Annotated in this window: 19 protein-coding genes and 1 pseudogene; 15 read left to right on the top strand and 5 right to left on the bottom strand. The window is 64.9% G+C overall.

Annotated features, from left to right (window positions below; all coding sequences use genetic code 11):
• Positions 1-163: 163 nt before the first annotated feature.
• From HNQ66_RS08765 to HNQ66_RS08755, 3 genes are all read right to left on the bottom strand, one after another.
• Positions 164-1,126 (bottom strand): cyclic di-GMP phosphodiesterase, encoded by a 963-nt coding sequence (locus HNQ66_RS08765; protein ID WP_184143153.1) that lies wholly within the window; start codon positions 1,124-1,126, stop codon positions 164-166.
• 227 nt (positions 1,127-1,353) lie between these two features.
• A complete protein-coding gene (locus tag HNQ66_RS08760; protein WP_184143151.1) occupies positions 1,354-1,590 on the bottom strand; it encodes a hypothetical protein in 237 nt (78 codons plus the stop codon).
• A 303-nt stretch (positions 1,591-1,893) separates the two neighbouring features.
• Entirely contained in the window at positions 1,894-2,367 is a 474-nt protein-coding gene (locus tag HNQ66_RS08755) for an anthrone oxygenase family protein (protein ID WP_184143149.1), read from the bottom strand.
• 198 nt (positions 2,368-2,565) lie between these two features.
• Here HNQ66_RS08755 and HNQ66_RS08750 point away from each other — a divergent pair, with 198 nt between their 5' ends.
• From HNQ66_RS08750 to HNQ66_RS08730, 5 genes and pseudogenes are all read left to right on the top strand, one after another.
• Entirely contained in the window at positions 2,566-3,243 is a 678-nt protein-coding gene (locus HNQ66_RS08750; protein WP_184143148.1) for a TetR/AcrR family transcriptional regulator, read from the top strand.
• Between the two features lie 113 nt (positions 3,244-3,356).
• A pseudogene (locus tag HNQ66_RS08745) lies at positions 3,357-3,446 on the top strand (DNA-binding response regulator); the annotation flags it as partial.
• A 596-nt stretch (positions 3,447-4,042) separates the two neighbouring features.
• Positions 4,043-5,992 (top strand): PrkA family serine protein kinase, encoded by a 1,950-nt coding sequence (locus HNQ66_RS08740; RefSeq protein WP_184143146.1) that lies wholly within the window; start codon positions 4,043-4,045, stop codon positions 5,990-5,992.
• A gap of 24 nt (positions 5,993-6,016) precedes the next feature.
• The gene (locus HNQ66_RS08735) at positions 6,017-7,339 is read left to right on the top strand and encodes a YeaH/YhbH family protein (protein WP_184143144.1); all 1,323 of its coding nucleotides are present in this window, start codon (positions 6,017-6,019) and stop codon (positions 7,337-7,339) included.
• Positions 7,340-7,348: 9 nt separating this feature from the next.
• Positions 7,349-8,890, top strand: coding sequence for a SpoVR family protein (locus HNQ66_RS08730; protein WP_184143141.1), 1,542 nt, complete (start codon positions 7,349-7,351; stop codon positions 8,888-8,890).
• Between the two features lie 21 nt (positions 8,891-8,911).
• On the opposite strand, the gene HNQ66_RS08725 is transcribed toward HNQ66_RS08730, so the two are convergent.
• Positions 8,912-9,457 (bottom strand): NADPH-dependent FMN reductase, encoded by a 546-nt coding sequence (locus HNQ66_RS08725; RefSeq protein ID WP_184143139.1) that lies wholly within the window; start codon positions 9,455-9,457, stop codon positions 8,912-8,914.
• A gap of 98 nt (positions 9,458-9,555) precedes the next feature.
• The gene (locus HNQ66_RS08720) at positions 9,556-10,452 is read right to left on the bottom strand and encodes a bestrophin family protein (protein ID WP_184143137.1); all 897 of its coding nucleotides are present in this window, start codon (positions 10,450-10,452) and stop codon (positions 9,556-9,558) included.
• Between the two features lie 220 nt (positions 10,453-10,672).
• Between HNQ66_RS08720 and HNQ66_RS08715 the strand changes: the two genes are divergently transcribed.
• The 10 genes from HNQ66_RS08715 to clpB all read left to right on the top strand — a co-directional run bounded on the left by HNQ66_RS08715 (position 10,673) and on the right by clpB (position 25,035).
• Complete coding sequence (locus HNQ66_RS08715; RefSeq protein WP_184143134.1) at positions 10,673-12,940, top strand: FdhF/YdeP family oxidoreductase; 2,268 nt, start codon at positions 10,673-10,675, stop codon at positions 12,938-12,940.
• A 27-nt stretch (positions 12,941-12,967) separates the two neighbouring features.
• Positions 12,968-14,380 (top strand): cytochrome ubiquinol oxidase subunit I, encoded by a 1,413-nt coding sequence (locus HNQ66_RS08710; RefSeq protein WP_184143132.1) that lies wholly within the window; start codon positions 12,968-12,970, stop codon positions 14,378-14,380.
• Positions 14,381-14,384: 4 nt separating this feature from the next.
• Positions 14,385-15,389: a cytochrome d ubiquinol oxidase subunit II gene (gene cydB, locus HNQ66_RS08705; RefSeq protein WP_184143129.1), complete on the top strand. Its 1,005-nt coding sequence runs from the start codon at positions 14,385-14,387 to the stop codon at positions 15,387-15,389.
• Positions 15,389-15,505: a DUF2474 family protein gene (locus HNQ66_RS08700; RefSeq protein WP_184143127.1), complete on the top strand. Its 117-nt coding sequence runs from the start codon at positions 15,389-15,391 to the stop codon at positions 15,503-15,505. Before cydB ends, HNQ66_RS08700 begins: the two co-directional genes overlap by 1 nt.
• A 164-nt stretch (positions 15,506-15,669) precedes the next feature.
• Positions 15,670-17,547 (top strand): molecular chaperone DnaK, encoded by a 1,878-nt coding sequence (dnaK, locus tag HNQ66_RS08695; protein WP_184143125.1) that lies wholly within the window; start codon positions 15,670-15,672, stop codon positions 17,545-17,547.
• A gap of 109 nt (positions 17,548-17,656) precedes the next feature.
• Positions 17,657-18,562: a DnaJ C-terminal domain-containing protein gene (locus tag HNQ66_RS08690; protein ID WP_184143123.1), complete on the top strand. Its 906-nt coding sequence runs from the start codon at positions 17,657-17,659 to the stop codon at positions 18,560-18,562.
• 2 nt (positions 18,563-18,564) lie between these two features.
• Positions 18,565-18,846, top strand: a complete 282-nt coding sequence (locus tag HNQ66_RS08685; protein ID WP_246434237.1) for a chaperone modulator CbpM — start codon at positions 18,565-18,567, stop codon at positions 18,844-18,846.
• A gap of 29 nt (positions 18,847-18,875) precedes the next feature.
• A complete protein-coding gene (locus HNQ66_RS08680) occupies positions 18,876-20,261 on the top strand; it encodes a sigma-54-dependent transcriptional regulator (RefSeq protein WP_184143121.1) in 1,386 nt (461 codons plus the stop codon).
• Positions 20,254-22,275, top strand: a complete 2,022-nt coding sequence (locus HNQ66_RS08675) for a sensor histidine kinase (RefSeq protein WP_184143119.1) — start codon at positions 20,254-20,256, stop codon at positions 22,273-22,275. Before HNQ66_RS08680 ends, HNQ66_RS08675 begins: the two co-directional genes overlap by 8 nt.
• Positions 22,276-22,425: 150 nt before the next feature.
• Positions 22,426-25,035, top strand: coding sequence for an ATP-dependent chaperone ClpB (clpB, locus tag HNQ66_RS08670; protein WP_184143117.1), 2,610 nt, complete (start codon positions 22,426-22,428; stop codon positions 25,033-25,035).
• Position 25,036: the final 1 nt, after the last annotated feature.

Raw genomic sequence — 25,036 nt, 5'->3', positions numbered from 1 at the left:
TGTATAAGAAGCATGGCTGCGACTGGACCGAACAGACGTTGGCGGCATCGGGAACCATGACGGTTGGCTGAGGACCGTGGTGGCGCGCATTTGCCTGGATATGCTGTGCTTGTGCAAACCGCGCCGGGACGATGCTGTTGGCGAGGACAAGCCTTGGCCTGGGCTATCGGAGGCTTCCGCCGACGACGAGCTGCGAAACAAATCGTTTCAGCAAACTACGGTCGAAGTGCCCATGCGAGTCGAGCATCATGGCAATTGCCTGCGATTGCGACCAGCCGCGTTTATAGGGCCTGTCCGTCACCATCGCATCGTAGACATCGCAGATTGCGGCGATGCGTGCTGCCAGCGGAATGGCCTCATCCTTCAATCCGAATGGATAGCCGGCGCCATCATGTTTCTCATGGTGGTATAGACAGATACCCGTCACGGTTTGCGATATGCCAGGGACGCCGCGCAATAATGCCGCTCCGCGTACAGGGTGTTCCCGTACCAAGGCAAACTCCGCTGCGGTCAGCTTGCCCGGCTTGTTCAGAATGGCGAGAGGGATCGTTGCCTTGCCAATGTCGTGAACGAGGCCGCCAAGCCCCAGGTCGCGGATCATCTCCTCCTCAAGCTCAAGGCTCCGTCCAAAGGCGATCATCAGTGCGCTTACGGCCAGGCAATGCAGGAAAGTGCCTTCGTCGTGCTCCTTGAGCTTGGTTGTGGCAATCAACGCACTGGCGCATTGGAGGGCATCCGACATGATTGTCTCGACAACGGCTTGCGCGCTGTCGAAATCGAATGTCCCATTCCGCTGCGCATCGCAAAAGACGCGCTTTATCAATGGTCGGGTTGTTTCGATGCATTTGCGCGCCTGCTGGAGTTCGCTAGCGGGAAATGTGGCATCAAGTTCGACCTCGAACCGAGAGCGTACAACATTCCAGGCTGGAGCGGTCTCTTCAACGACATCCTTGCCCTTCGACGTGTTGATAACGGCACTCATGGCTTTGCTGGCCAAGACGACTTTAAGTTCAGTCTCCGAAGTAATCAGGAATTGACGATTATCAAGGCGGCTATGAGAGCGATCCTCAAGCTCTTCTATGTACATACCGACGCAGATATGGCTAATCTGAACCCTCTTTTTCATTGAAGTCGTACCTTGTAGCTATAAGGGACCGAGAATTTTCGAGAGATACGGGATTATTTCTTATAGGAATTAATTTTCCACCGACATGTTCGCGATGATTCGAGCAGTAACGATTTGTATCGCTAGTAGTGGGGCGCTGTATTTGGTGCGGCTTGTGCAGGGAGTGGCATGGTTGTGAGTGCAGCGGCTACAACCCATGTCGGAGGCATCCAGATGCCCAGCGGGCGTTACCCTTGCGGCCCGCATTGCGTCCGCCGCGCCTTCCAGTCCGAAGCGGTTCGCGCCTGGTGGACGTGAAGGTTGAAGCTGTCGGTGCGATATGCTGCAGGCATCGACATAGGTGATCGCAACCTTCCTCCGGTCGCGAATAGCCGGCGCAGTTCAGCGATGTCGATGGTTGCGACCGGCTGCTTGATCGTGCGGATGAACTTCAGGCCGAAATCCAGCACGATCGGTTGCAACACCGGGGTGCGACCGCGGTCAGCCTGGCGATCAGATCAAGCGCCCCCCTGCGCCAGTTGCGCGCCACCCAGCTCGCGCCAAGAACAGCCGTCTCGAGCTCGTCCGGCGCCAGCATCAGCGGCGGCAAGTCGTAGCCCTTGTCGAGATGTATCCGGTACTTGCCTCGCCGCGCACGGGCACACGCTGGGCCATCAGTTCGGCAATGTCGCCATAAGAGCGTGCGGATTGAAACCTCGAGCTGGTCAGCGAGTTCGTGCCCCGTCATTGCCTGCCATCTTGCGCATGTGTGAGGCTGACGACTGCTGCTATCTTATCGCCATGGCGAACGCGGCCAGCGCTCCTGTGCAAGCCGCCGCTCGCACATGGTTCCAGAACACCCATCGGTCGAGAAAAGTCGCCCAGAATGCAATGCCGTCTGGCCCCTCGCCGCTTGCGGCGAGGGCCTCGTTCATCGGCACGTTGATGGTGACGGTGACAACGATGTTGCCGGCGAGATAGAGCCCGGCGCCGATCAGCACCCAGGAAGGCTTGGCCGACCAGCCCAACAGCCCAGCAGCGACCAAGATCAGCGCAAGCAGCGCCGTACCCATGAAAATCGTGAGAAAGAGCGGGTTCTGGATCACCACGTTGATATGGTTCATTGCCGCAATGCCTTGTGGGGCGGGCAATTTCGCCAGCGCCGGCATCACCGAATTGGAATAGGCAAAGAACAGGCCGGCCATCATCCCGCTGCCAAGCAGGGCCAGCAGGGTGATCACGGGAACGAGCATTGAAAGCATGTCTGCTTCCCTTCATATCAAGAGTTGAATGGCGATTTACGCAGGCTTTGCCGGGTTCCAGTGACCGCTCGCGGCAGTTTCATCGGTATCAGTGGGCATGCCTTCCAGAACCGATGCCCCAAGAGGATTCCTCATATTGATAAACGTGATAAGTACTCATATTCTGCCCGTCAAGAAAAATGTGAAGGATACTCATATATGCCGGCTGCAACGTCACCTGCGCCATTGATCCGCAAGGAACCGACACAGCAGCGCAGCCGCGAGCGCGTCGAGCGCATGCTGGCGGCTGCGCGCGACCTGATTGCCCAATATGGCAGCGATGCGATGAGGATGAGCGAGGTCGCCGAGCGTGCCGGCGTATCCATCGGCTCGCTCTATCAGTTCTTTCCCGACAAGAGTGCCATCATCCGCGCGCTGGCCGAGCGCTTCACTGTCGAAAACCGCGCCTGCATTGATGCAGAGCTTGCCGACGTATCGAGCGAGGAGGACCTGCTTGCCGCGTTTGCCCGGCTTATCGATGCCTACTATACGATCTGCCTGGCCGAGCCGGTGATGCGTGAAATCTGGTCTGGTACGCAGGTCGACAAGACCCTGCGGGAACTTGAGCTTGCAGACAGTCGTGCAAGCGCGGAATCCTTGGCAAACGTTTGGCAACGCTTGCAGCCGGAAGCCGACCCCGTCCGGCTCACCGCCACGGCATTTCTCATCTGGCAGCTCGGCGAAGCGACGATGCGATTGGCGATCTCCGTCGATCGCGCCGAAGGCGATCGGCTCGTCGAAATCTACAAGCGTATGGCTCTGAGAGAACTGATGGCGAATTCCGCGACCCCGCCCGATCACAGGCAGGATTTGCGTATCAATAAAAGTGTCGCTTAGCGCAGGAAAGGTGGCACTCGTTCCTGACGAATAGCTGAAGCCGTCGCGTCTTGTCCGTCAGCCGGCTGACAGGTTTGCCGGCAAGGGTTCAGAACAGACAGGACGATGTGTTCATGAGAATCCTTCTGATCGAAGACGATACGATCCTCGGTGCGGCGATCCGCGACCACATCGCCGCCGACAACCATTCGGTCGACTGGATGATGGACGACCGCATCGCCGTGCTTGCACCCCTCAAGCAGGCCGGACGTTCGAACCTCATATAGTTTGGCACGCCCGAAGAGGTCTATCACCGCTCCGCCAATCTCTTTGTCGCCAAGTTCATCGGCTCGCCGCCGATGAATTTTTTCGAGGGGCGAGCAGAGGGCGGCGTCCGCATCGGCGCCCTGAGCCTATCGGGTGCCGGCCATCTCCCGGCAGCGCTGACCGTCGGCATCTGCCCGGAGCATGTCCGTCTCAGCGCGGGCGAGGGCCGTCCATCGCCCGCACCTCCGATAGCGCCGGCCATCACGTCGGGGAGAAGGTCAACGTGCACTTGGCGGCGGACAAGCTACACCTTCTCGATCGTGAAACGGGTAACAGGGTGGAGGTCTGACAAGAGGAGGCTCCGTCAGCGCCGGTCCGTCGTTATATGGTCGAGAATATAGGCGGCGGTCGCCGAATCCATGATCAGGGTATGTGCGCACATGAATTTGATTTCTTTCACGATGATGGGAACAAAATCCCTGCCTCTTTCGTAGTATACTTCATAGAGGCCGCCGACCGGTGCGGCTTGGTCCGGCGACTGTGGGAGGGTTCCATGCGAACCGACGGCAGTGACGTTTTCGACCTTTTTTCCAAAGCCTATGCCAGTGAAGCCCGCGAAACGCTGAGCCTCCAGGAGTATCTGCTCGCGTGCCGCGACAATGCGAGCCTCTATGCCAGCGCGCCCGAGCGGATGATCGCGGCCATCGGCGAGCCGAAGCTCGTCGACACGAGCATGGACGAGCGGCTGGGGCGGATCTTCGCCAACCGCACGATCAAGCTCTATCCCTCCTTCTCCGATTTCTTCGGCATGGAAGACACGATCGAGCGGATCGTCGGCTATTTCCGCTATGCCGCACAGGGCCTCGAGGAGCGCAAGCAGATCCTCTATCTCCTCGGGCCGGTCGGCGGCGGCAAATCCTCGCTGGCCGAACGGCTGAAGAAGCTGATGGAGGAGCAGCCGATCTACACGCTCGCCATCGACGGCAAGATCAGCCCGGTCTTCGAATCCCCCCTCGGCCTTTTCAGCCGCGAACGCATGGGCGATCTCCTCGAGGAGAAATACGGTATCGCCAGGCGGCGCCTCACCGGCCTCATCTCGCCCTGGGCGACGAAGCGGCTCGATGAGATCGGCGGCGACATCTCGAAGTTCAGCGTCGTCAGGATGATGCCCTCGCGCCTGCGCCAGATCGCCATCGCCAAGACGGAGCCGGGCGACGAGAACAACCAGGACGTCTCGGCGCTGGTCGGCAAGGTGGATATCCGCCAGCTCGAAAACTTCAGCCAGGCCGATCCCGACGCCTATTCCTACAGCGGCGGCCTCAACCGCACGACCCAGGGCCTTCTCGAATTCGTCGAGATGTTCAAGGCGCCGATCAAGGTGCTGCATCCGCTTTTGACCGCCACGCAGGAGGGCAGCTACAACGGCACGGAGAATTTCGGCGCCTTCCCCTATCAGGGCATCGTGCTCGCCCATTCCAACGAGTCGGAATGGCTGCAGTTCAAGCACAACAAGAACAACGAGGCCTTCCTCGACCGTATCCTCGTCGTCAAGGTGCCCTATTGCCTGCGCGTCACCGAGGAGCGGCTGATCTACGAAAAGCTGCTGCGCGAGAGCGAGCTTTCCGACAGTCCCTGCGCGCCCGAGGTGCTGGAGAATCTCAGCCGTTTCACCGTCGCAACGCGCCTGACGCCGCACGAGAATTCGCCGACCTATACGAAGATGCGCGTCTATGACGGCGAGAACCTGAAAGATACCGACCCCAAGGCGAAATCGCTGCAGGAATACCGCGATGCCGGCGGCGTCGACGAGGGCATGAGCGGCATCAGCACGCGCTTTGCCTTCAAGGTCCTGTCGGAGACCTTCAACTACGACACGAAGGAAGTGGCGGCCGATCCGGTCCACCTCATGTACATTCTCGAACAGGCGGTCCGCCGCGAGCAGTTTGCGAAGGAGGTCGAGGCCGGCTATCTCGATTTCATCCGCTCGGAAATTGCCGCCCGCTATGCCGAATTCATCGGCCACGAGATCCAGAAGGCGTATCTGGAATCCTACAGCGAATACGGCCAGAACCTGTTCGACCGCTACATCGCCTATGCCGATGCCTGGCTGGAAGACCAGGACTTCAAGGACCCGGATACGGGCCAGATCCTTAACCGCGATATCCTCGACAGCGAGCTGTCGCAGATCGAAAAGCCGGCCGGCATCGCCAATCCGAAGGATTTCCGCAACGAGGTGGTCAAGTTCACCCTGCGCGCCCGCGCCCGCAACGGCGGGCGCAACCCCGCCTGGACGAGCTATGAGAAGCTGCGTGAGGTCATCGAGAAGCGCATGTTCGGCCAGGTCGAGGATCTTCTTCCGGTCATCAGCTTCGGCTCGAAGAAGGACAGCGCCACCGAGAAGCAGCATGCCGACTTCGTCGCGCGCATGACCGAGCGGGGCTATACCGTGCGGCAGGTGCGCCGGCTGGTCGACTGGTACATGCGCGTCAACAAGGCCGGCTGACAATGCCGTCGCGGGGGCTGGCCCATGCCGAATTTCATCGATCGACGGCTCAACCCCAAGGACCGCAGCCTCGGTAACCGGCGGCGCTTCGTCAAGCGCGTGCATGACGAATTGAAACGCGTGATCAACGATCAGGTCAGATCCGACAGGATCGCCGATGTCGACGCGGCCCATGGCGTGCCCGTGCCCAGGCGCGGCGCCGACGAGCCGAGCTTCCGCAATTCCGCCTCCTCCGGCGAACGGCAATATGTCCTGCCCGGCAACGAGAGCTTTTCGGCCGGAGACCGTATCGGCAAGTCCGAAAGCGGCGGGGGCGGGGGCGCCGGCCACGGCCCGGGGCGCGGCGAAGGGGAGGACGACTTCCTCTTCGTGCTTTCGCGCGAGGAGGTGCTCGATCTCTTCTTCGAGGATCTGGAACTTCCCGACATGGTCAAGCTCAACCTCAAGGAAACGGTGGTCTACAAGCCGCATCGCGTCGGCTTCACCACCCTCGGCACGCCAAGCAACATCAATGTCGGGCGCACGATGCGCAACAGCTTCGGACGGCGCATCGCGCTACGCCGCCCGGGCGAGAAGGAATATAGGGCCCTTGCCGACGAGATCGCCGCGCTGGAGGCGAAGGGGGGGCTTTCCCAGCCGGAGCGCAGGCGGCTCGCCGCGCTGCGCGAGGAACTGGAGACCCTCGAACGGCGGCGAAAGCGCATCGCCTATGTCGACCCGGTCGACGTGCGCTTCAACCGTTTCGAGCGGCAGCCGCTTCCCAACGCCAACGCCGTGATGTTCTGCCTGATGGACGTCTCGGCCTCGATGGGCGAGCGGGAGAAGGATCTTGCCAAACGCTTCTTCGTGCTCCTCCACCTCTTCCTGAAGCGCCGCTACGAGCGCATCGACATCGTCTTCATCCGCCATACCGACGAGGCGCGGGAGGTGGACGAGGAGACCTTCTTCTTCAGCCGGCAAAGCGGCGGCACCATCGTTTCGACGGCGCTCGAGGAGATGCAGCGCATCGTCCTCGACCGCTATCCCGCCAACCTGTGGAACATCTATGCCGCGCAGGCCTCCGACGGCGACAATGCGAGCGGGGATTCGGAAAGCTGCGCGCAGCTCCTGCGCGACGAGCTGATGAAGCTCTGCCAGTACTATGCCTATGTCGAGATCATCGACGAGCGGGAAAGCGAGATCTTCGGCTCGACGGACAACGGGACCGCGCTCTGGCGCGCCTATCGCGCCGTGGAGAGCGCGATACCGAATTTCCAGATGACCCGTATCGCCAGGCCCGCCGACATCTACCCGGTGTTCCGCAAGCTCTTTGCCCGGCACAAGGCCGCCGGGCGGCCCGGCCGATGAGGAGCGATCATGGCACGCGACGCCACCTTGCTGTTTGAAAGCTCCGAATGGAATTTCGCCACGCTGTCGCGCGCCTATGACGCCATCGAGGAGATCGCCGTCGGCGAAATGGGTCTCGATGTCTATCCCAACCAGATCGAGGTCATCTCCTCCGAGCAGATGCTCGATGCCTATTCCTCCATCGGCATGCCGCTGATGTACCAGCACTGGTCCTTCGGCAAGCGCTTCGCCTTCGAGAGCCATCTCTACCGCAAGGGCCGCAGGGGCCTCGCCTACGAACTGGTCATCAATTCCAATCCGTGCATCACCTATCTCATGGAAGAGAACACCATGCCGATGCAGGCGCTGGTGACGGCGCATGCCGCCTTCGGGCACAACCATTTCTTCAAGAACAACTATCTCTTCCGCCAGTGGACGGATGCCGGGGCGATCCTCGGCTATATGGACTTCGCCAAGAAATACATCGCCAGATGCGAGGAGCGGCACGGGGTCGCGGCGGTGGAGGAAATCCTCGATTCGGCCCATGCGCTGATGAACCAGGGCGTCTTCCACTATCGCCGGCCGCCGCGGCTTTCCCCCGCCAAGGTGACGGAGCGCGCGCGCGAACGGCTGGAATACGAGGAGCAGGTCTATAGCGATCTCTGGCGCACCCTGCCGGCAACGGCCGGAACCGCCGATATCGAGGAAGCGGAGCAGGAGGCGCTGGAGCGCAAGAACGCCCTGCACCTTCCCGAGGAGAACCTGCTTTATTTCCTCGAAAAGCACAGCCTGATCCTGGAGCCGTGGCAGCGCGAGATCCTGAGGATCGTCCGCGTGATCGCGCAATATTTCTACCCGCAGGGCCAGACCAAGGTGATGAACGAGGGCTGCGCGACCTTCGTGCATTACACGATCATCAACCGCCTGTTCGACCTGGGCCGGATGGGGGAGGGGGCCATGCTGGAGCTGCTGGCGAGCCATGCCAACGTGGTCTTCCAGCCGGGTTTCGACGATCCGCGCTTTTCCGGCATCAATCCCTATGCGCTCGGCTTTGCGATGATGCAGGATATCGAGCGCATCGCGACGCGGCCGACGGCGGAGGATCGCGACTGGTTCCCCGATATCGCCGGCAGCGGCGACGGCATGGGCACGCTGATCGACGCCTGGGAGAACCACCGCGACGAATCCTTCATCCTGCAATATCTGAGCCCGGCGCTGATCCGCAAATTCCGCCTGTTCCATCTTACGGACCGGGCCACCGACCGCTTCTGCGAGGTCGCCTCCATCCACGACGAGCGGGGCTATTCCGCCGTCCGCTCGGCCCTTGCCCGCAGCTACGATCCCGGTGCCCACCAGCCGGATATCCAGGTGGTCGATGTCGACCTTCTCGGCGACCGCCGTCTCCGGCTGCAGCACAGGGTAAGGAACGGCATTCTCCTGGAGGAGGGCGAGCGCGATGCGACGCTCGGCCATATCCGCCGTCTCTGGGGATATGGCCTGAGCCTCACGGGGATCGATGCCGCCAGCGGCGCGGTGCTCTACGAGTGCTCGTCTACGGGAGGCGATGCATAGAAGCGCGCGCCGGAGCGAAGATCAGCGCGCGTTCCGTGCGATGTGCTTTTCGAACGCCTTGCCGAAATTGACGAGGAAATCCCGCGTCCCGTCGTTGGTGAGCTGTCCTGCATCGTCGAACAGGCTGCCGGTGCCGCCGATATAGGCTTCCGGCTGCTCCAGAACGGGCATGTTGAGGAAGCAGAGCGACTGGCGCAGGTGATGGTTGGCGCCGAAACCGCCGATCGCGCCGATCGAGGTCGAGATGATCGCCGCGGGCTTGCCCATGAGCGCGCCCTGCCCATAGGGGCGCGAGGCGACGTCGATCGCATTCTTCAGCACGCCGGGGACCGAGCGATTGTACTCCGCGGTCACGAAGAGGATCGCGTCGGCGGCGGCGATGCGCTCGCGCAGCGCGGTCCAGTCGGCCGGCGGCGCCGCTTCCAGGTCCTGGTTGAAATAGGAGACCGAGCCGATGTCGAGGAACTCGAATGTCAGGTTCGGTGTCAACGCGGCAAGGGCCTTGGCGACTTTGCGGCTGAACGATTCCTTGCGGAGGCTGCCGACGAGAACTGCGACGTTGGTCATGTTTGGCTCCAGTCTTTGTGGGAGGTTGATCCTCGCCCTTCATGCTCGAAAACTCAATATCGACGAGGAGGCTTTGCGATGAATCTGGCCGGCGTATTTCACCTCAGCACATTGTCTTGCGGCTCGATCGGGGCGGGCAGGTCCGCCTCGCCGAGGAGGGAGAGCATGTCGCGCTCCACGGTGCGCAGCATGGCGCTGAGGGGAAGTGCGTTCGGCTCGAAGCCGAAGGGCTCCTCCAACTGGTGACCGAGCGCTTCGAGGCCGAAGAACGTATAGGCGACGAGCAGCACCGGCAGCAGCGTCCACCAGTCGAGCGAGCCGGCGAGCGCGAAGGGCAGCGTCACGCAGAAGACGAGCGCCGTGCGGTGGAGCAGCAGGGAATAGGCGAAGGGCACCGGCGTCAGCGCGATGCGCTCGCAGCCGCCCTGCACCCTGGCGAGGGCCGAAAGCTGGATCTCCAGCACCGAATAGTGGATCTCGCTGATCCGGTGTGCCCGCATCAGCGCAAGACAGTGCCCGCCGATCCTGTCCAGCACCGCATTGGTCGGGTTGGGATTGTGCGGGTCGATCCCGTCCGCCGACCAGCGGCGGATCGCCTCCAGTTCGTCCTCGCCCCGCAGCCGTGCGACGAGGCCCGCCGAGAAGGCGCAGAGATTGTGGAGGAGGAACCGGCGATCGTCCTCGTTCAGCGCCGCGGTCTGGCGGGCGAAGGAGCGGCAGGCGATGATCAGTTCGCCCCACAGCACGCGTCCCTCCCACCAGCGCGTGTAGCAGGCATTGTTGCGGAAGCTCATGAAGACCGAGAGCGCGATACCCGTCAGCGTGAAAGGGATGGCGCTGATCTTGGCGAAAATCCCCGGATGCTCCCGTGCGGCGAAGATCGCGACGACGCTGAGCACCGTCATCGCCAGCAGATGCCAGGCGATCCGCGGCAGGATCGAGCCGTTGAAGGTGGAGACGATATCTTTGAAGCTCGGCTTGGAACGCAGGATCATCGGTGTGTCGGCGAATGTCGGGACGGGACGGGGTTTTTACGCACGAGGCATTGCCTTGCAGGATGCGTGCCAGCCGGGCAGGCAGGCTTTTCAAGGCCTTGCGGGTTGCCGCATGGGGACGATGGACAATTTGTCCATCGGGACTGAGACAAATCGTCCATGGATTTCAATAGGATAAAGTGATGTAATTGAGGCCTGTCACCTTTCGGAGCGCTCGATCATGGCCGATGGCAAGCCGCAATACAAGACCTACAATCATCCCGCCGGCGGCTGGGGCGCCGCGGCCGCGACGGCGAAGGTGCTGATGGAGCAGAGCGTCATCACCAAGGGCTCGCGCGCGCTTCTGGCGATGAACCGGCCGGGCGGCTTCAAGTGCCCGAGCTGCGCCTTTCCCGATGCCGATTGCAAGAAGACGCTGGAATTCTGCGAGAACGGCGCCAAGGCGCTCGCCCATGAGGCGACGAAGTTCCGCGTCACGCCGGAGTTCTTCGCGAAATACACCGTCGCCGAGCTGATGGAGCAGTCGGACTACTGGCTGGAGATGCAGGGCCGGCTGACCGAGCCGATGCGCTACGACGCGGCGAGCGACAAGTATGTGCCGTGCGGCTGGGACGAGGCCTTCGCGACGATCGGCCGGCATCTGCGGGGGCTTTCCAGTCCGCACGAGGCCGAGTTCTACACTTCCGGCCGCACGCCCAACGAGGCGGCCTTCCTCTATTCGATCTTCGTGCGCGAGTTCGGCACCAACAATTTCCCCGACTGCTCGAACATGTGCCACGAGCCGACGAGCCGCGGCCTGCCGCCGGTGATCGGCATCGGCAAGGGCACGGTGGTGCTGGAGGATTTCGAGCATGCCGAGGCGATCTTCGTCATCGGCCAGAACACCGGCACCAACTCGCCGCGCATGATGACCAATCTCGTCGAGGCGCGCAAACGCGGCGCGCCGATCGTCGCGGTCAATCCCATGCCGGAGCGGGCGCTGATCCGCTTCACCGAGCCGCAGGACGTCGTCCAGATGGCGACCTTCGGCTCCACCCGGATCGCCAGCGAGTTCGTGCATATCAAGATCGGCGGCGACCTTGCCCTCATCAAGGGCATGATGAAGGTCATGTTCGAGCGCGAGGCGGCCGGCGAAAAGGTGCTCGATGCGGATTTCATCGCCGAGCACACCGTCGGGGTGGAGGCGATCCGCGCCGACGCCCTCTCGCAGGACTGGGCCGAGATCGTGCGGGTCTCGGGGCTCGACGAGGCGCAGATCCGCCGCTGTGCGGAAATCTACATCCGCTCGCGCGCCACCATCATCTGCTACGGCATGGGGCTCACCCAGCACCAGCAGGGCTCGCGCCTGTTGCAGCAGGTGGCGAACCTCCTGCTCCTGCGCGGCAATTTCGGCAAGCCGGGCGCCGGCATCGCGCCCATCCGCGGCCATTCCAACGTGCAGGGCGACCGCACGGTCGGCATCGACGAGCGGCCGGCGCAGGACTATCTCGACCGGGTGCGCGACGTCTTCGGCTTCGAGCCGCCGCGCGAATACGGCCACCACACGGTGGAATCCGTCGAGGCGATGGAGAACGGCACGGCGAAGGTCTTCATCGGCCTCGGCGGCAATTTCGTGCGCGCCATCCCCGATACCGACCGCTCCTACGAGGCGATGCGCCGGCTGGATCTGACGGTCGGCATCGCCACCAAGCTCAACCGCGGCCATCTCGTGCACGGGCGCGAGGCGCTGATCCTGCCGGTCGTCGCCCGTTCGGAATGGATCCGCACGGCGGCAGGCGAGCAGTTCGTCACCATCGAGGACGCGATGTCGAACGTCACGCCCTCGCGCGGCGTGCTGACGCCGGCAAGCCCCGATGTGAAGCCGGAGGTGGAGATCGTCTGCCGCATGGCGATGGCCGCGCTGCCCGACAGCAAGGTGGAATGGGCGCGCTACATCGAGGACTACGACCTCATCCGCGACAAGATCGCCGAGGTCTACCCGGAAATCTATGCCGGCTTTTCCGAACGGGTCAAAAACCCGAAGGGCTTCCATCTCGACATCCCGCCGCGCCGGCGCGTCTGGCCGACGGCGAACGGCAAGGCGAATTTCCTCTCCATGCCGGGACTGGAGGTCAACGACGTGGTCGACGACCCGGCCATGCTGCGCCTTGCCACCGTGCGCTCGCACGACCAGTTCAACACGACGATCTACAGCAACAACGACCGCTACCGTGGCGTCTACAACGACCGCATGGTACTGTTCATGAACGCGGAGGATATCGCAGCGCGGGGGCTCGCCTCCGGCACGCGCGTCGCGCTCGAGACGATCAGCACGGACGGGCTGGCGCGGCGTGTCGACGGCCTGACGGTGCTCGATTATCCGATGCCGCGCGGGGCGGTCGCGGGATATTATCCGGAACTCAATCCCCTCCTGCCGCTTGATTACTACGACAGGCTCAGCGGCACGCCGGCAGCCAAATCCATCCCGGTGCGCGTCGTCGCCGGGTGATCCGGCCGTGAGCAAGGAGTAAGGACAGTGTTTGCAGGCCTCGATCCCGTGGTGCTGGCGCGCGCGCAGTTCGCGTTCACCATCTCCTTCCACTTCATCTTCCCGGCCTTTTCCATCGGCCTTGCCAGCTACCTGTTCGTGCTGGAGGGCCTCTGGCTGAAGACCGGGCAGGGCGTCTACGCCAATCTCTACCGCTACTGGCTGAAGATCTTCGCCGTGGTGTTCGGCATGGGCGTCGTCTCCGGCGTCGTCATGTCCTACCAGTTCGGCACCAACTGGTCGGTCTTCTCCGAGAAGGCCGGGCCGGTGGTCGGGCCGCTGATGGCCTACGAGGTGCTGACGGCCTTCTTCCTCGAGGCGGGCTTCCTCGGCGTCATGCTGTTCGGCATGAACAAGGTCGGCAAGGGGCTGCACTTCTTCGCGACCTCGATGGTGGCGCTCGGCACGCTGATCTCGGCGACCTGGATCATCGCGGTCAACAGCTGGATGCAGACGCCGGCCGGCTATGCGATCAACGCGGCCGGCCAGTTCGTGCCGGGCGGGTCCTGGGCCGACATCATCTTCACCGCGAGCTTTCCCTATCGCCTTGTCCATACCGTCATCGCCGCCTACCTGACGACCGCGTTCGCGGTCGGTGCGGTCGGCGCCTGGCACCTCCTGAAGGACCGTGCCAATCCCGGTGCGCGCAAGATGTTCTCCATGGCGATGTGGATGGCGGCGCTCGTCGCGCCGGTCCAGATCCTCGCCGGCGATGCGCACGGCCTCAACACGCTGGAGCACCAGCCGGTCAAGGTGCTCGCCATGGAGGGCGACTATCATCCGAGCCCCGACGGTGCGCCCCTCATCCTCTTCGGCCTGCCGGACAGCGAGGCCGCCGAGGTGCGCTACGAGCTGTCGCTGCCGCATCTCGGCTCGCTCATCCTCAAGCACGATCCCTTCGCGCCGCTGCCGGGCCTCACCGATTTTCCGCGGGAGGAGTGGCCGCCCGTCCATATCGTCTTCTGGTCGTTCCGCATCATGGTGGCGCTCGGCTTCGCCATGCTCGGCATCGGCCTGTGGAGCCTTTTCGCCCGCTACCGGCGGCGGCTTTACGAATGGCCGTGGCTGCACCGGGCCGCCGTCGTCATGGGCCCGTCCGGCTTCGTCGCCGTCATCGCCGGCTGGGTGACGACGGAAGTGGGGCGGCAGCCCTATACGGTCTATGGCCTGTTGCGGACGGCCGATTCCGTCTCGCCGCTCGCCGCGCCCGCCGTCGCCGCCTCGCTCCTCGCCTTCGTCGTCGTCTACTTCGTCGCCTTCGGCGCCGGCACCTACTACCTCGCGCGGCTGATGGCCCGGCCGCCGGAGCGCGGCGAGAGCGAGCCGCCGCACCTGCCGCAGCGCGCGGCGGGCATCACGCCGGCCTCCGGGGTTACCGCCCCCTTTGCCACGAAGGAGTAGCGTCATGATGGGCTTCGACCTGACCCTCGTCTGGGCGGCGATCATCGGTTTCGCCGTCATGGCCTATGTGGTCATGGACGGCTTCGACCTCGGCATCGGCATCCTCTTCCCGACCTTCAAGGTCGGCGAGGAGCGCGACCAGGCGATGAATTCCATCGCCCCGGTCTGGGACGGCAACGAGACCTGGCTCGTCATGGGCGGCGGCGGGCTGCTCGCCGCCTTCCCGCTCGCCTACGCCATCATCCTGCCGGCGACCTATCCGCTGATGATCGCCATGCTGCTCGGGCTCATCTTCCGCGGCGTCGCCTTCGAGTTCCGCTGGCGCGATCCGGGCCACCGCGCCTTCTGGGACGTCGCCTTCACCGTCGGCTCGGTCGTCGCGGCCCTTGCGCAGGGCATGACGCTGGGCGCGATCCTGCAAGGCATCACCGTCGAGAACAACGCCTATGCCGGCGGCTGGCTCGACTGGCTGAGCCCGTTCAGCCTGCTGACGGGCATCGCCGTCGTCGTGGGCTATGCGCTGCTCGGCGCGACCTGGCTGATCTGGAAGACGGAGGGCTCGAGCCTGCGCCACGCGCAGGCGATGGCCTTCCGCCTCGCCCTCGCCACGCTCGTGGCGCTCGCCGCCGTCAGCGCCGCGACGCCCTACCTTGCCTATGAATACTGGCGCCGCTGGTTCGAGATGCCCGGCGTGCTCCTGACCGCGCAGGTGCCGCTGCTCGTCGTCGTCTGTGCGGTGACGCTCTTCTGGAGCCTCAGGCGCGGCCACGAGCGTCTGCCCTTCCTGATGGCGCTCGGGCTCTTCCTGCTCGGCTTCGTCGGCCTCGGCGTCAGCCTCTATCCTTATATCGTGCCGCCCGCGGTGACGATCCGCGACGCCGCCGCGCCGGAAGAAAGCCTCAGCTTCCTGCTTGCCGGCGCGATCGTCATCATCCCGCTGATCCTTGCCTATACCGCCTGGGCCTACTGGGTGTTCCGCGGCAAGGTCGGCACGCACGGATATCACTGATGCCGGCCGCGATGCGCCGACTGAAGCAGTTCGGCTGGATGGTCGCCATCTGGGCGATGAGCGTTGTCGCGCTCGGCGTCGTCGCCGCGATCCTGCGGTTCTGGCTGAGGGCCTGACAGATTGTCCGGCCCGCCCGGACAACTTGTCCGTCCTTTAAGCCGCCGCGGTTGCCAAATGGCTGGAAACCCGGAACCTGCCACCTGGCATGCGGGTTGCTCGCCTGAACGTGAAGGGTCGGCCCATGCCGATCGATGATCAACAGCAGCAAGGAGGACTCGCGATGGGAAAAGTCATCGGCATCGATCTGGGAACAACCAACTCCTGCGTCGCCGTCATGGACGGCAAGACGGCGCGCATCATCGAGAATTCCGAAGGGGCGCGCACGACGCCTTCGATCGTCGCCTTCACCAGCGACGGCGAGCGGCTGGTCGGCCAGCCGGCGCGCCGGCAGGCGGTGACGAACCCGACCAACACGATCTTCGCGGTCAAGCGGCTGATCGGCCGGCGCTATGACGACCCGACCGTGGCAAAGGACCAGGGCCTCGTGCCCTACAAGATCGTCAAGGCGGGCAATGGCGACGCCTGGGTCGAGGCGGAGGGCAAGGCCTATTCGCCCTCGCAGATCTCCGCCTTCATCCTGCAGAAGATGAAGGAGACGGCGGAAGCCAACCTCGGCGAGGCGGTGACCCAGGCCGTCATCACGGTTCCCGCCTATTTCAACGACGCCCAGCGGCAGGCCACCAAGGACGCCGGCAAGATCGCCGGCCTCGAGGTGCTGCGCATCATCAACGAGCCGACGGCGGCAGCGCTTGCCTACGGGCTGGAGAAGCAGAAGCAGGCGAAGATCGCCGTCTACGACCTCGGCGGCGGCACGTTCGACATTTCCATCCTCGATATCGGCGACGGCGTCTTCGAGGTGAAGTCGACGAACGGCGACACGTTCCTCGGCGGCGAGGACTTCGACATGCGCCTCGTCAACTATCTCGCCGACGAGTTCCAGAAGGAGCAGGGCATCGACCTGCGCAAGGACAAGCTCGCCCTCCAGCGCCTCAAGGAGGCGGCCGAGAAGGCGAAGATCGAGCTCTCCTCCTCCACGCAGACCGAGGTGAACCTGCCCTTCATCACCGCGGATGCGACCGGGCCGAAGCACCTTCAGGTCAAGATCACCCGCTCGCGCTTCGAGGCGCTGGTGGACGACCTCGTGCAGCGGACCATCGATCCCTGCCTCAATGCGCTCAAGGATGCCGGCCTTGCCGCCAAGGACATCGCCGAGGTGGTGCTGGTGGGCGGCATGACGCGCATGCCGAAGGTCCAGGAAACGGTCGCCAAGATCTTCGGCAAGGAGCCGCACAAGGGCGTCAATCCGGACGAGGTCGTGGCAGTCGGCGCGGCCATCCAGGCCGGTGTCCTGCAGGGCGACGTGAAGGACGTGCTGCTGCTCGACGTCACCCCGCTCTCGCTCGGCCTCGAAACGCTCGGCGGTGTCTTCACACGCCTCATCGAGCGCAACACGACGGTGCCGGCCAAGAAGAGCCAGACCTTCTCCACCGCCGAGGACAACCAGAGCGCCGTGACGATCCGCGTCTTCCAGGGCGAGCGCGAGATGGCGGCGGACAACAAGATGCTCGGCCAGTTCGACCTGATGGGCATCGCGCCCGCGCCGCGCGGCGTGCCGCAGATCGAGGTGACGTTCGACATCGACGCCAACGGCATCGTCAACGTTTCGGCGAAGGACAAGGGCACCGGCAAGGAGCAGCGCATCCAGATCCAGGCTTCGGGCGGCCTTTCCGAGGCCGATATCGAGCGCATGGTCAAGGATGCCGAGACGCATGCCGCCGAAGACCGCAAGCGCAAGGAACTGGTGGAGGCGCGCAACATCGCCGAAGCCATCCTGCACACGGCCGAAAAGGCGCTGGCCGAGCAGGAGACGGCCGGCCCCGCCGACAGGCAGGCGGTGGAAACCGCCGCATCCGCCGTGCGCGACGCGCTGAACGGCGAGGATGCCGCCGCGATCCGCGACAGGGCGGAGGCCCTGCAGCAGGCGGTGATGGCGCTTGCGCAATCGGCCGCGGCGGCCGGCGCGGCCGCCCCGGAGCCCGCGGAGGACGGCGTCGTCGATGCCGAGTTCACCGAGGTTCCGGACGACGAGCGCAAGTAGGGCGTAAGGTCCTGAAGAAAAATCCGGCGGCGGGGCGCGCCTGCCTCGTTGCCGGAAGCGCCTGCGGCCTCCTATAGTCGTTCAGCTTCACCCCAACCGGAGCGTACCCGTGAGCAATCCGTATGAGGTTCTTGGCGTTTCGGCGAGCGCCTCGCCGGCCGAGATCCAGAGTGCCTATCGCAAGCTTGCCAAGAAGCTGCACCCCGACCTCAATCCGGGCGACAAGTCGGCGGAGGAGAAGTTCAAGGAGGTGGCGGCCGCCTACGACCTTCTTGGCGATGCCGACAAGCGCAGGCGCTTCGACGCCGGCGAGATCGACGCGTCGGGCGCCGAGCGGCCGCCGCCGCGCCAGAACTACTACCGCGACTATGCCGGCGCCGATACCGGCCATCCCTATGCCAATACGTCGGGCTTCTCCGACTTCATGGACAGCGACGACATCTTCGCCGATCTCCTGCGGCGCGGCCAGCGGGCGCAGGCCAACCGGCGCGGTCAGGACCTGCACTACCGGCTGGCGATCGACTTTTCCGAATCGATCGCCGGTGCGAGCAAGCGCATCACGCTGCCGGACGGCGGGACGCTGGACGTGAAGATCCCGCCGGGCCTCGTCAGCGGCCAGACGCTTCGGCTGAAGGGCAAGGGCGCACCGGGCGCGGGAACCGGGGGACCGGGCGATGCGCTGATCGAGGTGGAGGTGCTGCCCGACCCGCGCTTCGAACGGGAGGGCGACGACATCACGATCGAGCTTGCCGTCTCGCTGAGCGAGGCGGTGCTTGGCGGTCGCATCCGCGTTCCGACGGCGACGGGGGCGGTGACGATGGCGGTGCCGAAGGGGTCGAACACGGGCACGGTGCTGCGGCTGAAGGGCAAGGGCGCGCCGAAGCGCGGCGGCGGGTCCGGCGACCAGTTCGTGAAGCTGAAGGTGGTGCTGCCGAGCCCGCCGGATGCGGAGCTCGAGGCGTTCGTTTCGGGCTGGGCGAAGGGCAAGGCGTTCGACCCGCGCAAGGAGGGCTGACGATGAGGATGGACAAGCAGACGTTCCTGAAGACGTCGGGCCTGCAGGTGAAGGTCCTGGAGCTGTGGATCGAGCAGGAATGGCTTGTGCCGCAGCAGACGGCGTCGGGTGTGTTCTTCGAGGAGATCGATGTGGCGCGGGTCCGGCTGATCCGGGAGCTGCAGTCGCGGATCGGTGCGAATGACGCGGGGATCGACGTGATCCTGCACCTGATGGACCAGCTCCACGGCATGCGCCGCGCCATGGCAGAGCTCAGGCGCGATATGGGCGGCCCGCAGGCCTGAGCGGCAGGCGGCAAACAGAGGAGGACGGCATGGTCGAGGGGCGGAGCGCGGCGGAATTGCCCGGGCAGGCGGAGTTCGGGCCGTGGCTCGCGCAGGCGGCGATCCTCGTCGTCGACGACGAGCCCGGCATCTGCAACTTCCTGATCAAGACGCTGCGGCCGCGGTGCCGGCTGATCGACGTGGCAAGCAATGCCGCCGAGGCCTCGCGCAAGGTGGACGGGCAGAATTTCGACGTCGTCATCATGGACAATATCATGCCCGGCAAGACCGGGCTCGAATGGCTGGCCGAGCAGCGGGCGCTCGGCTTCTTCGCCGACGTCATCCTGATGACCGCCTATGCCGATCTCGATACCGCGATCGACGCGCTGCGGGTCGGCGTGGTCGATTTCATCCTGAAGCCGTTCCGCTCCAACCAGCTCCTGAACGCCATCGCCCGCTGCCTCGACCGCAAGCGGCTGCAGCGGGAAAACGACGTCCTGCGCCACGAATTGACCTCGCCCTCGCACCAGATATTCCTGCGCGACAGGCTGATCGGCTCGTCGAAGACCATCCAGCAGGTCCGCGATGCCCTCGCCCGCGTCGCGCCGCTGCCGACCTCGGTGCTCCTCACCGGCCCGTCGGGCACCGGCAAGGAGGTGGCGGCGCGCTCCCTGCATCTTCTTTCCGGCCGGGCGGACAAGCTGTTCGTGCCGATCAACTGCGGCGCCATTCCTGCCGACATGATCGAGAGCGAGCTTTTCGGGCATGTGAAGGGCGCGTTCACGGGCGCCATGCGCAGCCGCGAAGGCCTGCTCATGCATGCCGAGGGCGGGACCGTGTTCCTCGACGAGGTGGGCGAACTGCCGCCGCCTCTGCAGACGAGGCTGCTGCGCGTCCTCGAAGACCGCCGGGTGCGCCCTGTCGGCTCGGAACGGGAAGTGCCGTTCGACGCGCGCTTCGTCTTCGCCACCAATGCCGATCTTGCCCGGCGGGTGGACGCGGGCACCTTCCGGGCCGACCTCTATTTCCGCATCAACGTGATGCAGATCCGCCTGCCGCCGCTTCGCGAAAGGGGCGAGGACGTGCTGGAACTCGCCCGGCTCTTCATGGAGGAGATTTCCCGCCAGCTCGGCATGCCGCCGGTCGCCATCGATCTGAAGGTGGAGGCGTTTCTCCTGCGCTACGACTGGCCGGGCAATATCCGCGAGTTGCGCAACCTCATCGAGCGGACCGTCATCCTCGGCGCCTTCCCGGAGAGGATGGAGGGGACGGCGCCGGAGGAGGAAGCGCCGCGCAGCGAAAGTCTTGCGGAAGTGGAGCGGCGCCACATCCTCGCGGTGCTGCGCGAGACGCGCGGCGACCGGGAGGAGGCCGCGCGCCGCCTCGGCATCTCGCGCAAGACGATCGACCGCAAATATGCGAACTGGCATGGCTGAGGGGGGCGAACAGGCGGGCACCCTGCGACGGTCGGTGCGCTACCGGCTGCTGGTGATCGCGCTCGTGCCCATGCTCGTCGTCCTGCCGCTTCTTCTTGCCATCGGCATCCATCGCTGGAACGCCCGTTTCGATGCGGTGACGATCGCCAAGGTCAACGACGACCTGACGATTGCCCGGCAATATTTCTCCCGCATTTTGGAAAACACCGGAAGCAGGCTCGTCGCCGTCAGCGAATCCGAGCGCTTCCGGCAATTGCTGCGGCAGGGGGCGGATGCCCGCAAGACCTTTCCCCTCTATCTCGATGCGACGGGGCGGCAGGGCGGGTTCGATTTCCTCTATGTCGTCGACGACGATGGGACGGTGGTGACGTCCGGCCGCGAGGACCTTGCCAGGGCGCCGCGCTGGGACTGGCCGGTGATCGTCTCGGCGCTCGCCGGGCAGGCGCGGACGGGCATCGACGTGTTCGCCGGCTCGGAGCTTGCCGCTATCTCGCCGCAGCTTGCCGAGCGCGCGCGCATCGACATCGTGCCGACCGCCGGCAACGCCGCCCCGGACGGCATGGTCGAGACGCGGGGCCTCGTCCTCCAGTCGGCCGCTCCGCTGCTCCTGCCCGGCGGGCGCCGCGGCGCGCTTGTCGGCGGCATCCTGCTCAATCGCAACCTTGCTTTCGTCGATGCGATCAACGACCTCATCTTTCACGGCGCCGCATCGGCGGAAGGCCGGCAGGGCACGACGACGCTCTTCCTCGACGATATCCGCATCAGCACGAATGTGCGCCTCTTCGGCGAGCGCCGCGCCATCGGCACGCGCGTCTCGCAGGAGGTGCGCAACGCGGTGCTGGACGAGGGCCGGACCTGGCTCGACAGCGCCTTCGTCGTCAACGACTGGTACGTCTCGGCCTATGAACCGATCCTTGACAGCGGCGGGCGCCGGGTCGGCATGCTCTATGCTGGTTTCCTCGAAGCGCCATTCCTCGAAGCCAAGGAGGAGACGTGGCTGACCATCGCCGCGGCCTTCCTCATCGCCGTCGCGGCCACGGTGCCGCTCTTCCTGCGCTGGGCCCGCGGCATCTTCAAGCCGCTCGAACGCATGACGCGCACCATCGCGCGGGTCGATGGAGGCGATCTTGCCGCGCGGACGGGGCCGGTGGAGAACCGCGACGAGATCGGCCTCGTCGCCTCGGAGCTCGACCGGCTGCTCGACGGCATCCAGGCGCGCGACGCCGAGTTGCGGCTGTGGAACGCGCAACTGAGCGAAAAAGCCGAGCAGCGCACGCTCGAGCTGCGCGATACCGCCGAGCGCCTTGAGACGACGACGCGCCAGCTCGTCATGTCGGAGAAGCTGGCCGCCATCGGCGAGATCACCGCAGGCGTCGCCCACGAGATCAACAATCCCATCGCCGTCATGCAGGGCAATCTGGAGATCATCCGCGACCTCATGGGGCCGGCGGCCGAGGAGGCGCGCACGGAGTTCCGCCTGATCGACCAGCAGATGCACCGCATCACCGAGATCGTCACGAAGCTGCTCCAGTTCGCCAAGCCGCAGGAATATGCGCGCCTTGCCGAGGAATACGACCCGGCCGGCGTGATCGCCGACACGCTGCCGCTCGTCCAGCACCTTCTCCGCAAGACGATGATCGCCGTCGAGCGGGAGGACCGCGCCACGCGCTTCGTCCAGATGAACCGGACGGAGCTGCAGCAGGTCCTCGTCAACCTCGTCGTCAATGCCATCCACGCCATGCCGGAAGGCGGGCGCCTCGGCCTGCGCACCTTCGATTCGGGCAGCGGCGTCGCCATCGAGGTCAGCGACACGGGCGAGGGCATGACGGCCGAGGTGGCGGCGCGCATCTTCGATCCCTTCTTCACCACGAAGGCCCGCGAGGGCACCGGCCTCGGCCTGTCGATCAGCCGGATGCTGATGGCCCAGCACGGCGGCAGCATCGCGGTGCGCAGCCAGCGGGGCGAGGGCACGACATTCACGCTCTGGCTGCCGGCCTCCGACGACGCCTTCTGACGGGCGGCGGACAGAATGTCCGCGGCCTTTCCGACAATCTGTCCCGGGTCGGGCGGAGGGAGCCGGCAAAGCTGCCGGATTCCCGATGGGGTGCGATTGGCACGGCGGTTGCAGGTTCTCTTCCGATTGGCCATGGGAAGAGGTAGGTCGATGGACGTCGAGAAATTCACCGATCGCGCACGCGGCTTCATCCAGTCGGCGCAGGGGCTGGCGGCGCGCGAAGGAAACCAGCAATTCACCAGCCTGCACCTGCTCAAGGTGCTGCTGGACGACGAGGAGGGGCTTGTCTCGGGCCTCGTCGAGCGGGCCGGCGGCAGCGCGCGCACCCTTCTTTCGGTGACGGAGGCGGAGCTTGCCAAGCTGCCCAGGGTCACCGGCGGCTCGGGCGAGGTCTATCTTGCCGCCGAGGCCGCCCGGCTTCTCTCGGCTGCCGAGAAACTGGCGCAGAAATCCGGCGACAGCTTCGTCACCGTCGAGCGCCTGTTCCAGGCCATGCTGGAGGACAGGCAGAGCGATGCCGGCAAGCTGCTTTCGCGCAGCGGGCTCGACGCGGCGCTGCTGGCCGCGGCCATCGACAAGCTGCGCAAGGGCCGCACGGCCGACAGCGCATCGGCCGAGAACGCCTATGACGCGCTGAAGAAATATGCCCGCGACCTCACGCGCGCCGCCCGCGAAGGCAAGCTGGACCCGGTGATCGGCCGCGACGAGGAGATCCGCCGCACGATCCAGGTCCTCTCGCGCCGCACCAAGAACAATCCCGTGCTGATCGGCGAGCCGGGCGTCGGCAAGACGGCCATCGTCGAGGGCCTTGCGCTGCGCATCGTCAACGGCGACGTGCCGGAGAGCCTGAAGGACAAGGCGCTGATGGCGCTCGACATGGGCGGGCTGATCGCCGGGGCGAAGTACCGCGGCGAGTTCGAGGAGCGGCTGAAGGCCGTGTTGCAGGAGGTCACCTCGGCGGCCGGCGGCATCATCCTCTTCATCGACGAGATGCACACGCTGATCGGCGCGGGCAAGACGGACGGGGCGATGGACGCCTCGAACCTCCTGAAGCCAGCCCTTGCCCGCGGCGAGCTGCATTGCGTCGGCGCCACCACGCTCGACGAATACCGCAAGCATGTCGAGAAGGATCCGGCGCTCGCCCGGCGCTTCCAGCCCGTCTTCGTGCCGGAGCCGACGGTGGAGGACACGATCTCGATCCTGCGCGGCCTCAAGGAGAAGTACGAGCTGCACCACGGCGTGCGCATCGCCGATTCCGCCCTCGTCGCGGCGGCAACGCTCTCCAACCGCTACATCACCGACCGCTTCCTGCCGGACAAGGCCATTGACCTGATGGACGAGGCGGCCGCCCGGCTGAAGATGCAGGTCGATTCCAAGCCTGAGGAGCTGGACACGCTCGACCGCGAGATCATCCGCCTGAGGATCGAGCAGGAGGCGCTGAAGAAGGAGCACGACGCCGGCTCGAAAAGCCGCTTGAAGACGCTGGAAAAGGAAGTGGCCGAGATGGAACGCCGCTCGGCCGACCTCACCTCGAAATGGCAGGCGGAGAAGGGCAAGCTGTCCGACGCCCAGAAGATGAGGGGCGAGCTGGAGCAGCGTCGCACGGAGCTGGCCAACGCCCAGCGCAAGGGCGAGTTCCAGCGCGCCGGCGAGCTTGCCTACAGCACCATTCCGGAACTGGAGAAGAAACTTGCCGCCGTCGAGGAGAGCGACCACACCGCGACCGGCGAGACGGTGACCGCGGACAATATCGCGCAGGTCGTCTCGCGCTGGACGGGCGTCCCGGTCGACCGGATGCTGGAGGGCGAGAAGGAGAAGCTCCTCGCCATGGAGGAGGCGCTGCGCAAGCGCGTCGTCGGCCAGGCGCAGGCGGTGCGCGCCGTCTCCACCGCCGTCCGCCGCGCGCGGGCCGGCCTTCATGATCCCAACCGGCCGATCGGCTCCTTCATGTTCCTCGGGCCGACCGGCGTCGGCAAGACCGAGCTTGCCAAGGCGCTCGCCGAATTCCTCTTCGACGACGACACCGCGATGCTGCGCATCGACATGTCGGAATTCATGGAGAAGCATTCCGTGGCAAGGCTCATCGGCGCGCCGCCCGGCTATGTCGGCTATGACGAGGGGGGCGTCCTCACCGAGGCCGTGCGCCGCCGGCCCTATCAGGTCATCCTCTTCGACGAGATCGAGAAGGCCCATCCCGACACGTTCAACATCCTGCTGCAGGTGCTCGACGACGGCCGCCTGACGGACGGGCAGGGGCGCACCGTTGATTTCCGCAACACGCTCATCATCATGACCTCGAACATCGGCGCCGAATATCTCGTGGGTCAGGCCGAGGGCGAGAAGACCGGCGCCGTGCGCGAGGAGGTGATGGCCATGGTGCGGGCGCATTTCCGCCCGGAATTCCTCAACCGCATCGATGCCGTCATCCTCTTCCACCGCCTGCAGAAGAGCGACATGGGCAAGATCGTCGACATCCAGTTCGCGCGGCTCGCCCGCATGCTGGAGGAGCGCAAGATCGCGCTCAGGCTGGAGCCGGCGGGGCGCGAATGGCTCGCCGGGAAGGGCTGGGACCCGGCCTATGGCGCCCGCCCTTTGAAACGCGTGATCCAACGCTATGTACAAGATCCGCTGGCGGAGATGATCCTTGCCGGCGCGGTGCGGGACGGGACCAGCGTGGAGATTTCCGCCGACGGTGCCGACCTCACCTTCAATGGCCAGAAGCCGGCTTTCGGCGATGAAGACGACTTCGATATGATCTGAC

It is taken from the genome of Shinella fusca, from assembly GCF_014203155.1.
GTDB lineage: Bacteria > Pseudomonadota > Alphaproteobacteria > Rhizobiales > Rhizobiaceae > Shinella > Shinella fusca.
Note: the sequence above shows the minus strand (reverse complement) of the source record. Positions and strands in the feature narration are given on the sequence as shown.